The 13,568-nt window shown below is 63.7% G+C and carries 15 protein-coding genes; 1 reads left to right on the plus strand and 14 read right to left on the minus strand.

Annotated elements, in window-relative coordinates:
* Positions 1-6 precede the first annotated feature (6 nt).
* The 4 genes from frr to rpsB all read right to left on the minus strand — a co-directional run bounded on the left by frr (position 7) and on the right by rpsB (position 3,387).
* The gene (gene frr / locus QM797_RS10720) at positions 7-564 is read right to left on the minus strand and encodes a ribosome recycling factor (RefSeq protein ID WP_283275538.1); all 558 of its coding nucleotides are present in this window, start codon (positions 562-564) and stop codon (positions 7-9) included.
* A 55-nt stretch (positions 565-619) separates the two neighbouring features.
* Positions 620-1,348 carry a UMP kinase gene (gene pyrH / locus QM797_RS10725; protein ID WP_032377051.1) on the minus strand — a complete coding sequence of 243 codons (729 nt, stop codon included), beginning with the start codon at positions 1,346-1,348 and terminating at the stop codon, positions 620-622.
* A gap of 164 nt (positions 1,349-1,512) precedes the next feature.
* Complete coding sequence (gene tsf / locus QM797_RS10730) at positions 1,513-2,337, minus strand: translation elongation factor Ts (protein ID WP_222093164.1); 825 nt, start codon at positions 2,335-2,337, stop codon at positions 1,513-1,515.
* Between the two features lie 159 nt (positions 2,338-2,496).
* Positions 2,497-3,387 carry a 30S ribosomal protein S2 gene (gene rpsB / locus QM797_RS10735; RefSeq protein WP_283275540.1) on the minus strand — a complete coding sequence of 297 codons (891 nt, stop codon included), beginning with the start codon at positions 3,385-3,387 and terminating at the stop codon, positions 2,497-2,499.
* A gap of 347 nt (positions 3,388-3,734) precedes the next feature.
* On the opposite strand from rpsB, the gene QM797_RS10740 reads away from it, so the two are divergent.
* Positions 3,735-4,241, plus strand: coding sequence for a M23 family metallopeptidase (locus QM797_RS10740; RefSeq protein ID WP_502942310.1), 507 nt, complete (start codon positions 3,735-3,737; stop codon positions 4,239-4,241).
* Positions 4,242-4,244: 3 nt separating this feature from the next.
* On the opposite strand, the gene QM797_RS10745 is transcribed toward QM797_RS10740, so the two are convergent.
* The 10 genes from QM797_RS10745 to lepB all read right to left on the minus strand — a co-directional run bounded on the left by QM797_RS10745 (position 4,245) and on the right by lepB (position 13,520).
* Positions 4,245-5,282 carry a MinD/ParA family ATP-binding protein gene (locus QM797_RS10745; protein WP_502942325.1) on the minus strand — a complete coding sequence of 346 codons (1,038 nt, stop codon included), beginning with the start codon at positions 5,280-5,282 and terminating at the stop codon, positions 4,245-4,247.
* 349 nt (positions 5,283-5,631) lie between these two features.
* Positions 5,632-6,558 carry a tyrosine recombinase XerC gene (locus QM797_RS10750; RefSeq protein ID WP_283275542.1) on the minus strand — a complete coding sequence of 309 codons (927 nt, stop codon included), beginning with the start codon at positions 6,556-6,558 and terminating at the stop codon, positions 5,632-5,634.
* A gap of 69 nt (positions 6,559-6,627) precedes the next feature.
* Entirely contained in the window at positions 6,628-7,410 is a 783-nt protein-coding gene (locus tag QM797_RS10755) for a siderophore-interacting protein (RefSeq protein WP_283275543.1), read from the minus strand.
* Between the two features lie 94 nt (positions 7,411-7,504).
* The gene (gene dprA, locus QM797_RS10760; RefSeq protein ID WP_283275544.1) at positions 7,505-8,626 is read right to left on the minus strand and encodes a DNA-processing protein DprA; all 1,122 of its coding nucleotides are present in this window, start codon (positions 8,624-8,626) and stop codon (positions 7,505-7,507) included.
* On the minus strand, positions 8,623-10,128 hold the full coding sequence (locus QM797_RS10765; RefSeq protein WP_094610553.1) for a YifB family Mg chelatase-like AAA ATPase: 1,506 nt from the start codon (positions 10,126-10,128) through the stop codon (positions 8,623-8,625). Before QM797_RS10765 ends, dprA begins: the two co-directional genes overlap by 4 nt.
* Complete coding sequence (locus QM797_RS10770; protein WP_283275545.1) at positions 10,128-10,484, minus strand: YraN family protein; 357 nt, start codon at positions 10,482-10,484, stop codon at positions 10,128-10,130. The genes QM797_RS10765 and QM797_RS10770 overlap by 1 nt, the downstream gene beginning before the upstream one ends.
* Positions 10,485-10,855: 371 nt before the next feature.
* Complete coding sequence (locus QM797_RS10775) at positions 10,856-11,200, minus strand: histone-like nucleoid-structuring protein Lsr2 (RefSeq protein ID WP_283275546.1); 345 nt, start codon at positions 11,198-11,200, stop codon at positions 10,856-10,858.
* Positions 11,201-11,609: 409 nt separating this feature from the next.
* Positions 11,610-11,915 (minus strand): DUF2469 domain-containing protein, encoded by a 306-nt coding sequence (locus QM797_RS10780; protein ID WP_008717288.1) that lies wholly within the window; start codon positions 11,913-11,915, stop codon positions 11,610-11,612.
* 37 nt (positions 11,916-11,952) lie between these two features.
* Positions 11,953-12,747, minus strand: a complete 795-nt coding sequence (locus tag QM797_RS10785) for a ribonuclease HII (RefSeq protein ID WP_283275547.1) — start codon at positions 12,745-12,747, stop codon at positions 11,953-11,955.
* Positions 12,744-13,520: a signal peptidase I gene (lepB, locus tag QM797_RS10790; protein WP_283275548.1), complete on the minus strand. Its 777-nt coding sequence runs from the start codon at positions 13,518-13,520 to the stop codon at positions 12,744-12,746. The genes QM797_RS10785 and lepB overlap by 4 nt, the downstream gene beginning before the upstream one ends.
* Between the last annotated feature and the right edge of the window lie 48 nt (positions 13,521-13,568).

The following is a 13,568-nucleotide window of genomic DNA, read 5'->3' on the forward strand; positions in this document are numbered from 1 at the left end:
CGGAGGTCAGACCTCCATCAACTCGCCCTCTTTGCGCTTGACGAGATCGTCCACCGACGCCGTGTACTTGGCGGTTGTCTTGTCCAGCTCGTTTTCCGCGCGTACGACGTCGTCCTCCCCCGCTTCGCCGTCTTTCTGGATCCGCTTGAGCTCCTCCATCGTCTTGCGGCGCACGTTGCGAATGGAGACCTTCGCGTCCTCGCCCTTGCCCTTCGCCTGCTTCACGAATTCGCGGCGTCGTTCCTCGGTCAACTGCGGCACACCGATTCGGATCAGGTTGCCGTCGTTCGTGGGGTTCACCCCGAGGTCCGAGTTGCGGATCGCGGTTTCGATCGGCCCCAGCTGGTTCGACTCGTACGGCTTGATCACCACCAGCCGCGCCTCAGGCACACTGATGCTGGCCAGCTGGGTGATCGGCGTAAGCGCTCCGTAGTACTCGATGACGATGCGGGAGAACATGCCCGGGTTGGCGCGCCCGGTGCGGATCGAGGACAGATCGTCACGTGCAACCGATACGGCCTTTTCCATCTTCTCTTCGGCGTCGAAGAGAGCTTCGTCAATCACGATCTGTCCTCCATCGTCTTCGTTCTCGATTCGCCCGCGGCCTTGTCGGTGACGTTCACGACGTGACCAGCGTGCCGATCTTCTCGCCCGCCACTGCGCGAGCAATGTTTCCTTGAACCAACAAATTGAACACCAACATCGGCATCTGATTGTCCATGCAGAGGCTGAAAGCCGTCGCGTCGGCGACTTTGAGTCCCTGCTCGATCGCCTCTCGGTGGGTGATCGTGTCGAACATCGTGGCGTCGGGGTCCAGACGCGGATCGGCCGAGTAAACACCGTCGACGCCCTTTGCCATCAGCAGCACCTCGGCTCCGATTTCGAGAGCGCGCTGCGCGGCCGTGGTGTCGGTGGAGAAGTACGGCATCCCCATCCCGGCACCGAAGATCACGACGCGGCCCTTCTCCAAGTGCCTGCGCGCGCGTAACGGTAGGTACGGCTCCGCGACCTGGCCCATCGTGATTGCCGTCTGCACTCTGGTGGCGACCCCCTGCTTTTCCAGGAAATCTTGCAGCGCAAGGCAATTCATGACCGTGCCGAGCATGCCCATGTAGTCCGAGCGAGATCGATCCATTCCGCGCTGCTGCAGTTCTGCACCACGGAAGAAGTTCCCGCCACCGATCACCACCGCGACCTGAACTCCGGTAGCCACCACTTCGGCGATCTGCTCGGCAACGTTGTTCACGACATCCGGGTCGAGCCCCACTTGGCCGCCACCGAACATCTCCCCACCCAGTTTGAGCATCACACGTCGGAACCCGGGACGGTCAGGGGCCGGATCGGTCATAGCTCTCCTCGGTACTCGTCGAACACTACGGTTTACTCACCGATCATCCTGCCCTATCGGCACCCGATCGGTGGACACGGCTCCGACCTGCCTCGCGCACGAACGATGCCGCCCACTCGATGGAATCGAATGAACGGCATCGCCTCGACCGACAGGTGCGCAGACTAGCTGGCTCCGACCTCGAATCGAGAGAAGCGGGTGATGGTCACGCCGGCCTCGTCGAGAATGGCCTTCACGGTCTTGTTGCCGTCCTGAACCGACTTCTGCTCGGTGAGAACGACGTCCTTGAAGAATCCGTTGACGCGACCTTCGACGATCTTCGGCAGAGCCTGCTCCGGCTTGCCTTCTTCACGAGCGGTCTCTTCGGCGATCCGACGCTCGGCCGCCACCAGATCCTCGGGGACCTCGTCGCGGCTGACGTACTTGGCCTTGAGCGCGGCGATCTGCATGGCCGCAGCACGCGCGGCATCGCCTGCGGCGTCGCCGTCACCGGTGTATTCGACCAGTACGCCGACGGCAGGCGGCAGGTCCGCGCTGCGCTTGTGCAGGTACGTCGCGGTGTTGCCGTCGTAGGACACGACGCGGCGAATTTCGAGCTTCTCGCCGATCTTGGCCGACAACTCGTTCAGAGCCGTTTCGACAGTCTTGCCGTTCAGATCGAGCGCCTTGAGAGCATCGACGTCGGCCGGCTTGCCAGCTGCCGCCGTCGCCGCAACGGACGCGGCGAACGTCTGGAACTCGTCGTTCTTGGCCACGAAGTCGGTCTCGGAGTTGATCTCGACGAGCACTCCACCCTCGGCGACGACGAGGCCTTCGGCGGTGTTGCGCTCGGCGCGCTTGCCGACGTCCTTGGCACCCTTGATGCGCAGGTACTCGACGGCCTTGTCGTAGTCGCCGTCGTTCTCGGCGAGCGCGTTCTTGCAGTCCATCATTCCGGAGCCGGTGAGCTCACGGAGCCGCTTGACGTCGGCGGCAGTGTAGTTCGCCATCGTGGGCGAGCCTCCTCAAAGTCTGGGTACGGGCGTTGACGAAAAATGCTGTTCTCAGGGCATGATCGACGGGCTCACTTCACAGCGAACGCAACGACCACCCTGACATACCGAAGCGGCCCCGGCCCACCCCTGAGGGTGAACCGGGACCGAATTCGATCAAGCCTGAGCGGCCGGTGCTTCCTCTGCTGCCGGAGCCTCTGCAGCGGGAGCGTCGGTTGCCGGAGCTTCCTCTGCTGCCGCAGCTTCGGTTGCCGGAGCTTCTGCTGCCGGTGATGCCTGCTGGAGCTGCTCGAGCTCCCATTCTGCGAGGGGCTCGCCTGCGCCGACCTCGGGCTTGGCGTCGGATGCAGTGTTCTGACCTGCTCGCGCCTGCACGCCCTCGGCGACTGCGGATGCGACGACCTTGGTCAGCAGCGCAGCGGAACGGATCGCGTCGTCGTTGCCCGGGATCGGGTAGTCGACCACGTCGGGATCGCAGTTGGTATCGAGGATCGCGATGACCGGGATGTTCAACTTACGAGCCTCGGCGACCGCAAGATGCTCCTTGTTGGTGTCGACGATCCAGATGGCCGACGGAACCTTGGCCATGTCCCGGATACCACCGAGCGTGCGATCCAGCTTGGTCATCTCACGCGTGAGCATGAGGATTTCCTTCTTGGTGCGTCCCTCGAAGCCACCGGTCTGCTCCATCGCCTCGAGCTCCTTGAGGCGGACCAGACGCTTGTGGACGGTCTGGAAGTTGGTGAGCATGCCACCGAGCCAGCGCTGGTTCACGTAGGGCATGCCCACGCGAGTCGCCTCAGCGGCAATGGACTCCTGCGCCTGCTTCTTGGTGCCGACGAACAGAACCGTGCCACCGTGGGCAACGGTCTCTTTGACGAACTCGTAGGCCCTGTCGATGAAGGTCAGAGTCTGCTGCAAGTCGATGATGTAGATGCCGTTGCGGTCGGTGAAGATGAATCGCTTCATCTTCGGGTTCCAGCGACGGGTCTGGTGTCCGAAGTGTGTGCCGCTGTCGAGCAGCTGCTTCATTGTTACTACAGCCATGGCTGAAGAACTCTCTTTCGATGGTGCGGTTGACGCAGAGTGTCGGTGACCTCTGCCCTGGCGGCCGCTGGAGTTGCCGGACCTGCGAACCACAAGGATTCCCAGGACCGCCGACAACCGGTTATCGCATCATCAGTTCTGCCTTGACAGTCGATGCGATGAAAGCGGACGCGCGAAGTCGACCCGTGCACGCACAGGCCGCATCGACGAGTGTAGACCTGCCGCGCCCCCCGTCATAACCAGGCCCGACTGTCAAGAGATTCCGCTACCTGTGGACAAACAAGTCCGTCGTCCACAATCGACGTTCGCTTTCGTTTCGGTGCTCGGATTCGGGAGATGGTCGACGGGTGAACATTCGTCTCGCACTTCGGGCATCGTCGATCGGCGTCGTGGTCGGCCTCTCGCTCTCGACGGCGGTGGCATCGGCCGCTCCGAGCGACTTCACCTGGCCGTTGCAACCGAAGCCTCGCATCGTCACCCCGTTCGACCGTCCTGACCAGAATTGGCTTCCCGGACACCGCGGTGTCGACCTCGCCGCCGACGAGGGCCGATCGGTACTGGCGGTGGCCGACGGCACGGTGGTGTTCGCCGGTTCGGTCGCGGGAAAGCCCGTCGTATCGGTGGACCATCCGGGAGGACTGCGATCGACGTACGAGCCGGTGACGGCCTCGGTTGCAGCAGGAACCCGGGTCCGACGCGGAACGGTGCTGGGTTCGTTGGCGTCCGGACACGAGGGCTGCTCGTCCACATGTCTGCACTGGGGCATCAGGCGGGGCCGCGAATACCTCGATCCGACCGCTCTGGTGCGCACCCGTCCGATCAGATTGAAACCAGTGGACGGACCGAGCCGGTGACAGTCAGCGCGCGGGGCCGGAGTGTCTGCCGGACGCTGCAGGAAAATCGTCCGCGACCATGGCGGCGAGCTCGACGAATGCGCTTCTGGTCTGGGGGCGCAACATGTCGAGATCTACCACGGCACCCTCGGCAAGATGCTCGTCGAACGGGACCACGAGGACGGCACGACAGCGCTCGAGGAAATGCTGCTGCAGCAGGTTCATGTCCACTGCCGACGAGCCAGGACGAACCGAGCTGATCACTACTACCGTTCGCTCGACCAGGTGTCCGTACCCGTGCAGCTCGAGCCAGTCCAATGTCGCCGCGGCACTGCGAGCACCGTCGACCGCCGGAGAGCTCACCATTACGAGCGCGTTCGCCAGTTGCAGAACGCCGTTCATCGCCGAGTGCATGATGCCGGTTCCGCAATCGGTCAGGATCAGGTTGTAGTACACCTGCAGCATGTCGATGACGGCACGGTAATCCTCTTCGCCGAACATCTCGGAGGCTGCTGGATCACGCTCTCCGGCAAGCACTTCCAAGCGACTCGGTGCCTGCGAGGTGTGCTCGCGAATGTCCGAGTAGCGCCGAATACTCGGTGCGGCTGCCAACAGGTCGCGGACGGTCGACGACGTCTGCCGCGGAACCCGCTCTCCGAGGGTGCCGAAATCGGGATTCGCGTCCACGGCGATGACGCAATCTCCCCGCAACGACGCGAACGTCGAGCCGAGGCCGAGAGTGGTCGTCGTCTTGCCGACCCCACCCTTGAGGGAGAGGAACGCGATCCGGTAGTCACCGAGCACCGGCTGGCGGATGCGCTCGACCTGATTTCGGTACCGCTCCTCCGCCGTCGACTCACCCGGATTGATGACACCACCGGTCAGCCGGTGAACGCCTCGACGCCATCCGGAGTTCGACGCACGCTTGGGACGCTTGAGCAGCGAATCCGCGCCCAGATCCTGACTGTTGGGCCGATACGGGTTCGGGGCACCCGCCCACGGTTGCGGCGACCAGCCTCCAGAAGGTGCCGGGAACTCCTCGGGTCGCGACTGTGCGGGCAAGTGTCGGTCGGGCTCTGCGGCCACCGGTCCCGGCTCGAGCGGCACGGGTGGGTTGTACCGCGGCGGAACGGTCCGTCGGTCGATCGAGTCCGGCGTCTGCCAGGGTGGCGGCTGCCGAGGTGTCGAACGCGATCGAGGAATCGGCTCTGGCGATGACGGCCGAGAACCGTTCTCCGGTGCTGTGCCGCTTCGGCCGCCGGGCTCCTGCCCCTCCGCCGCGACGTCCTGACGGCCATGCATCGACCACGGCTCCGAAGTACCTTGCGGTCGGTCGCGGTCCACGGTCCCCCGTATTCGGTCTGGTTGGTCGGTGATGACGCTACCAAACGTAACGCCGCCGACGCTCGACTCACGCTCGGGGGTGAGCCTGATCGTGCACGGCACGCAACCGTTCGACCGATACGTGTGTGTAGATCTGTGTGGTCGCGAGGGAGGCATGCCCGAGCAACTCCTGCACCACCCTGAGATCGGCACCGCCTTCGAGGAGATGGGTCGCTGCGGTGTGCCGCAAGCCGTGTGGACCGAGGCTGGGGCCACCGGGAACGGTATCGAGCACCGCATGAACTGCTGTTCTGGCCTGTCGTTGGTCGAGCCGCCCACCTCGCCTACCCAGCAACAGCGCCGCCCCGGATCGCTCGTCGACCAACTCCGGCCTGCCGCTGACGAGCCAGTTCTCCAGAGCGTGTGCTGCCGGCACACCGTACGGCGCAGAACGTTCCTTGTTTCCTTTACCCAGAACGCGAATCAGGCGGCGATCGGTGTCGACGTCGTCGATGTCCAGTCCGCACAGTTCACCGACGCGGACCCCGGTTGCGTACAGGAGCTCGACGATGAGCCGGTCTCGCAGCGCAATCGGATCGAGCTCGGCAGCACCCGATTCGGCAGCGGCCAGTGCCTCGGCCGCCTGATTGTGGCGCAGTACACCGGGCAGAGTCCGGTGACTCGATGGTGCTGCCAGCCGTTCTGCAGGCCCGATCTTCACCGCTCCCACCCGCTCGAGCCACTTGCCGAAGGTCCGCGCGGACGAGGTTCGCCTGGCCATCGAGGTTCTGGCCGCGCCGGCCGCCGAATACTTCGCCAACCAGGAGCGCACAGCGTTGAGGTCGAGATCTGCGATGGTCGCATCGGGGTTGGAGTCCGCGAGATGCGCGAGGAGCGATCGAGCATCCGCGACGTAGGCGCGGATGGTGTGCTCGGAGCGCTCTCGACCGAGTCGAAGGTGTTCGGCGAACTCCTCGATGTGGATGCCGAGGTGGGGCGGCAGCGAATCGGTCATCGGCTCAGCTTGAGCGCTCCCACGCTCCGCGACAACCGGACACGCCGACCGTCACGAGCCGTCGCCCGTTCAGGCGTCGACCCCGGCTTCGGCCTGTGCGAGCTCGCGCTTCCACACTCGGAAGTTCTCCTCGGTCCGCCCCCGACGCCAGTAACCCGAGATCGATGCCCACTCGGCACCGACACCACGCTCCTTGCGAATGTAGGGCCGGATGTTGTGCATCACGGCCTGCGCCTCACCGTGCACGAAAACTTGCGCCTGGCCGGGCAGCCATTCCGTGTCCTTGACTGCGGCGATCAAGGGAGCGTTGTCGCCGGCTCGATCGTCGCCGACTTCGTTCGAGGATGCCCCGCGGTGAACCCAGGTGACATCGACGACGGCGAGCGTTTCCATGTAGATCTCGTCGTGGCGGTCGGCAACTTCGATGAACACTTTGGCGATGGCGTCCTCCGGCAACGCCTCCACAGCGGCCGAGATAGCGGGAATCGCCGATTCGTCGCCTGCGAACAGATGCCAGTCCGCATCGGGTCGAGGGGCGTACCCACCGGACGGGCCGAAGAACGACATCTCGTCCCCCGGCTTCGCCCGGGTAGCCCACGGCCCGGCAACTCCTTCGTCGCCGTGCACCACGAAGTCGATCGCGATCTCGCGCGCACTGGTGTCGACGGATCGAACGGTATAGGTGCGCATGATCGGGTCGTCGTCGGTTCCGAAGAACAGCTTGACGTAGGCGTCGGTCTCGTCGATCGCGTCGAAGTCCTCGAAATTGTCTCCGCCGAGATGAACCCTGTACATGTGCGGGGTGAGCGCCTCGGTGCGCAGGACGGACAGGGTGGTTTTCTTGCGTGGCACTTCGGACCCCTCTTCGAGCGAACGACGCCGATGCGTGCTGCACCGACTAAGCATTACCTAACACCCTACCTTCGGGGCTCGGCAAAGGTGGTGTTCATCCCCGCACCACGCGGAACCATCCTGTCTCGTCGCTGGCAACGAAACCGTCCATTTCCAGCACTGGCAGTGCAGCGCGCACCTTGCCGATCGGCACACCGGACTGTTCGGACAACTCGCGGCTCGACAGCGACCCGGTTGCCGGCAACGCGTCGTAGATCAGCAATCCGGTCTCCGAGAGCGCATCCGTCTCGCGAAAGAGGTCAGGCCGCCACTCCTCGGGCGATCCAAGGGCACCGGCCTCGGCAACGACATCGTGCGAGCTCGACACCAGCACAGCCTCCCCGTCGCGAATCATGCGATGGCACCCCTTGGATGTGGGTGATGTGACAGGGCCGGGAACCGCGAGTACCGGGCGACCCAGTTTCGTCGCCCATGCCGCGGTGTTACGAGCCCCGCTGCGCCACCCGGCCTCGACCACCACCACCGCCGAACCGAGTGCCGCAACGAGTCTGTTGCGAGCGAGGAAGCGATGTTTGGCAGGGGTGGTGCCCGGTGCGTATTCGCTCAGGACCAGTCCGTGATCGGCTATCTGTCGCAGCAATCGCGAGTGCCCCGCCGGATACGCACGGTCGACCCCACAGGCGAGCACCGCTATCGTCGTTCCCTCTACTCCGAGAGCCGCCCGATGCGCCGCGGCGTCGATCCCGAAGGCCGCTCCGGAAATGATGGTCCAGCCGTCGAGTGCCAAGTCTGCCGAAATTTCTGCGGTCACGTGATCCCCGTACGGGCTCGATGCACGGGTCCCGACGATCGACACCGATCGTTCGGTAGCAGTTGCGACGGGCCGATTTCCGAGCGCCCACAACGCAATCGGGGGACAGGTGTCCACACCGCCGTTCAGACCCGAACCGTCGAAGCCGAGGAATCTCCACGCCGGCCACTCGTCGTCGTCGGGAGTGATCAGCCGTCCACCGAGCGCGGCGATATGATCGAGATCTGCTGCAGCGGTGTCGATGTGGGACCGCACCTCGAGACGCTCGCCCAATCGGCCTGCCCGCACCGCCGCGGCGGCCGCTTCCGGGCCGTGCGCAGCGGCATGGTCGACGACGAGTCGATGCGGGCCTTGCGCCGCTCGAGACAGATATGCCCACGCGAGTCGGCGTGCATCGTGGGTCATGCCACTCCCCTGTCGCGGAAATCCAGTGCTGCTCCGACCTCGTCGGCACCGGGAACCGTGCCACCTGCGAGGTCGCTCAACGTCCACGCCACCCGTATTGCCCTGTCTGCTCCCCGCGCAGTCAAAGATCCGTTCCGCAACGCACGTTCCACCGGCGCGAGCGTCGAGCGCGCCAGCCGAAATCGTTGCCGCAGAGCTGGTCCCGGGACTTCTGCATTTGTTCTCCAGCCGAAATCCTGCCACCGCTGCGCGGCCGCGTCCCTGGCTCCGGTCACGCGTGCGCGGATCTCACTCGTTCCCTCCCCCACTTCGTCGACCAGCGCTCCCGTAGCGACGCCCATCATCTGTATGCGGAGATCGACACGGTCCAGCAACGGCCCCGAGAGCTTTCCGAGATATTTGCGCCGAGCAGTGGGCGCACAAACGCAATCGACCTGTCGCGCAGGTGCACACGGGCACGGATTCGCCGCCAGAACCAACTGGAACCGAGCTGGATATCTGGCCACACCGTCTCGACGTGCAATACGAATCTCGCCGTCCTCCAGAGGAGTCCGCAGAGCCTCCAGTACGCGAACGCTCATCTCGGCGCACTCGTCCAGAAACAGGACGCCTCGATGCGCGCGACTGACCGCTCCTGGTTTGGCCATTCCCGTTCCACCACCCACCAAGGCGCTCACCGACGTCGAATGATGAGGTGCGATGAACGGCGGCGATGTGATGAGCGGACGCGCAGTGGTCAACAGCCCGGCCACCGAATGGATGGCTGTCACCTCGAGCGCCTCGGACTCGGTCAGCGGTGGCAGAATTCCCGGAAGACGCTGCGCCAACATCGTTTTGCCGATTCCCGGCGGTCCGGTCAGCATGATGTGATGCGCTCCGGCTGCCGCTACTTCCAGAGCCCACCGCGCATCCGCCTGCCCGGCTACATCGCTGAGATCCGGATAGATCTCCTGGTGCCACTCGGTCGGCACCGGCGACTCCAGGGCTTGCTCGCCGCGAAGCCACGCAACGACATCCCCGAGCGAGCCCGCGCCCAGCACGTCGATACCGTCCACCAGGCCCGCCTCGGGTAGACACTGCATCGGAACCACCACCCGTTGCCAGCCCGCACCCTTGACCGCAAGCACCCCAGGCAAGACCCCGCGAACTGCCCTCAGCCTGCCGTCCAGAGCAAGTTCGCCCAGAAACACGGTCTCCGAAAGACTCCCGCGCGGTATGGCCTTCGCCGCATCGAGAACAGACAACGCGAGAGCGAGGTCGTACACCGATCCGCCCTTGGGCAACGTTGCGGGCGACAGCGCGAGAATCACCCGGCTGTCCGGCCACGTGCCACCCGAGTTCTTCACGGCAGCTTTCACGCGATCTCGCGATTCGTTCAACGCAGTATCGGGCAGACCGACCAGATGCGTGCCGGGCAATCCCTGCCCGATATCGGCTTCGATTTCCACCAGCACGCCGTCGACACCGTTGACCGCAACCGAATGCGCTCTCCCGAGTGGCATCAGAACGCAGCCCGGATGTGAGTGATCACCGGATTGTCGTCTCGCCCGACCACGATCGCGATCACGTCGAATCTGATCTGCACCCAAGGACCCTGTTGCAGGGCAAGCCAAGACAGCGCGAGCCCTCTGATCCGCACCTGCTTGGTGTACGTCACAGCCTCGGCCGGCGTTCCGTACCCAATTCCCGAACGCGTCTTCACCTCGACGAAAACCATGGTGTCACCGTCGCGCGCAATGATGTCGAGTTCACCGGATCGATGTCGCCAGTTCCGCTCGATCACATCGAGTCCGATGTCCTCGAGATGACGCACCGCGAGGTCCTCACCGCGCGCACCGAGTTCCTGATTGGTCGCCATATCCGCATTCCTCCACTCTCCGGCCGTGCTTCGCGGCCGATTCGGTGGTACCGAAGGTGGCACGTCCGAATCGAGGTCAGACAAAGAATGCGCAGGTGGGCGATTAGCCTGTGGACAACCGCTCGCCTGTGGACGAACGGGCAGATGTACCGGGAAGAATTGCCGGCATTGTCGGACCTTCGTGTTACACCCTGGGACGAGTTTCAACGGCCGGGTGACAGTGGCCAACACGCGCACGAAACCAGTGGCCGACACACACAAAAAACTCCGCCCGAATTCAGAATTCGGACGGAGCTTATGCCGAGAGTCGGCACCGGGAGGCTGCCGGTGGTGCGTTGTCGGGCACCGACGGGGTCAGTGCTAACGGATGATCAGTGGGCGGCTTCGTAGGCTGCCTGCACATCCTGACTGATGCGGCCGCGAGCACTGACCTCGTGGCCGTTCTCGCGTGCCCATGCCCGAATGTCCTGAAGATCGACTTTGCCGCGAACCGGTGCCGGAGCAGCGCCGCCCTTACGGGTACGGCGTCCGGAGACCTTCTCTGCGTGCTCGATCCAGAAAGCCAACTGTTCGTGCAATTCGTTCGCATGTTTGAGGTTCAAATCGATGCGGTACTGGTTTCCACCGATGCCGAATTCGATGGATTCACCTTGACCGTCTTTGATTACCGATCCATCGACATCGTCGATCATCTGGACAAGCGTCTTGCGTGCCATCTCGTACCTCTTACACGTCTGGGGGATGTATATTCAAGTTGTACCACCCATTCTCGTATCTGCGCAAAGAACTACACGCGTTACGCGACGTGTCGAATCGGTGAATATCGGTCCAGATATGGCGGACTATTTCGAGAAAATAGGCGTTCAAGTCCAATACTCTTGTTGCGCAGTCACTTTCGTGACGAAAACCTACCGCGCCGTTTCCTGCCGGAGCTAGCCCCCGCCGAAACCAACGATGAAACAGGACATGCGGAACGATTTGGTCGGCTGTCCAATTTTCTCCGGCAATCACGATCGAAACCGGGAACTACCGGTTCGGCAACCCGTCGGCGCGAGGCCCGGTGTGTTTCACACGTACGCGAGCCGACGTCGACTACGGGCGTGCCGCGACGTTAGCCGCAGCCGGCTATTCCGGAAGGCGAAGGTCTGGTTTGTCCAGCTCTTCGATGTTGACGTCTTTGAACGTGATCACTCGGACATGCTTGACGAAACGGGCGGGGCGATACATGTCCCACACCCACGAATCCGACATCCGCAATTCGAAGTAGATTTCACCGTCGGCGTTGTGCGGAATGAGTTCGACGGAGTTCGCCAGATAGAACCGACGTTCGGTTTCGACCACGTAGTTGAACTGACCTACGATGTCCCGATACTCGCGGTACAGCGAGAGCTCCATCTCGGTTTCGTACTTTTCGAGATCTTCGGCACTCATCGGTCTCTTTCATCCTCCAGTCGGGCGTGAAAAGCAATCATCGCGCACCTGCGTCGTGGCAGTCCATTCGCCCCACGGCGTCGTCGTCTCGCGGGGGGCTTGCGGCACGACCCACAGACGGGCCTCCAGCCGAGCCCGCGGCCGCCGCAGCGACATTCGCATACGACATTCGATGTTCTCTGCTGGGGCCGAGAGCGATCATGGCGGCCGAATGAGCCCGCGTGCTGTAGCCCTTGTGGATGGCAAAGCCGTAGCCCGGAATCTCTTCGTCCATCTCCACCATCAGCCGATCGCGCGAGACCTTCGCCAACACACTCGCGGCAGCGATGCACGCGGCGGTGGCGTCGCCGCCGATCACCGGTAACGACGGAACCGGCAGGCCGGGCACCCGAAAACCGTCGGTGAGCACGTACCCGGGGGTCACTCCGAGCCCGGCCACTGCGCGACGCATTCCCTCGATGTTCGCTACGTGCACCCCGATGCGATCGACCTCGGCAGCGTCGATGAACACCACGCTCCATGCCAGCGCCAGCTTCTGGATCTTGGGGAACAGTTCCTCGCGTCGACGCTCGGTCAACTTCTTCGAGTCGTCGAGGTCTGCCAGCGCGGCATGGGCGCGCGCGCCGAGTACACATGCCGCGACCGTCAACGGACCGGCACACGCTCCCCTACCTGCCTCGTCCACACCCGCAACCGGCCCGAGACCTCCGCGTTCCAAGGCCGACTCCATCGTCCGCAAACCGGCAGCCCGCCGGATGACCGGACGTGGCGGCCACGACGACCGCGTCAGAGTCGCTCGTGCACGAGGCACGCGGCGGGGGGCCGTCGTCATCGACCTTGGATGTCGGGAGAATCCAGGAGGCCGGTCCGTGACGGTGGCAGCGCGATGAAGACGGCCTTGCCTATCACGTTGTCGAGCGGAACGGTACCGGTGAATTCGTCCGTGATGTGATAGCGGGAGTCTCGTGAGTTGCTCCGGTTGTCTCCCATCACCCAGATATTGCCCTCGGGGACGGTGACGGGGTCGAAGCATCGTCCCGACTTCAGCTCGGTGTCACAGGTCATCGTCCCCGGAGCGAACGGGAAATCCATCTGAATGTACGGCTCGTCCAACGGCTTCCCATCGACGAGTACTCGGCCTTGCTCGTCACAGCACTCGACGGTTTGACCGCCGGTGGCAATGACGCGTTTGACCAGATCGTTCTCGTCCGGAGCGACCACTCCGATCAAGGAGCCCACTTCTTGAGCCCCGCGGACAACCGAATTATCGGATCGTTGCGAGACGAATTCGTCGTTCCACGAATCCGGACCACGAAAGACGACGATGTCGCCGGGCTTCGGGTCACCGAAGCGGTAACCGATCTTTTCGACCACGATCCGGTCGCCGGTACAGCCCGCGCAGCCGTGCAGAGTCGGCTCCATCGATTCGGACGGGATCAGGTACACCCGAGCGACGAATGTCTGGAGCAGAAAACTCAACACCAGCGCTACCAGAATGAGAATCGGAAGCTCTCGCCAGAACGATCGGGGCTTGCGATCCCGACGCTTGTTCTGCGAAGACTCGTCGTCGGGCTCATCGGTCGGATCCTGTGGGGACTGCGTCACGTCAACAGGTTAGCCGGAACGCTTGCCTGCACGGCCGGACGGTCTGTG

The sequence above is a fragment of the Rhodococcus sp. IEGM 1381 genome (assembly GCF_030056795.1).
Taxonomy (GTDB): Bacteria; Actinomycetota; Actinomycetes; order Mycobacteriales; family Mycobacteriaceae; genus Rhodococcoides.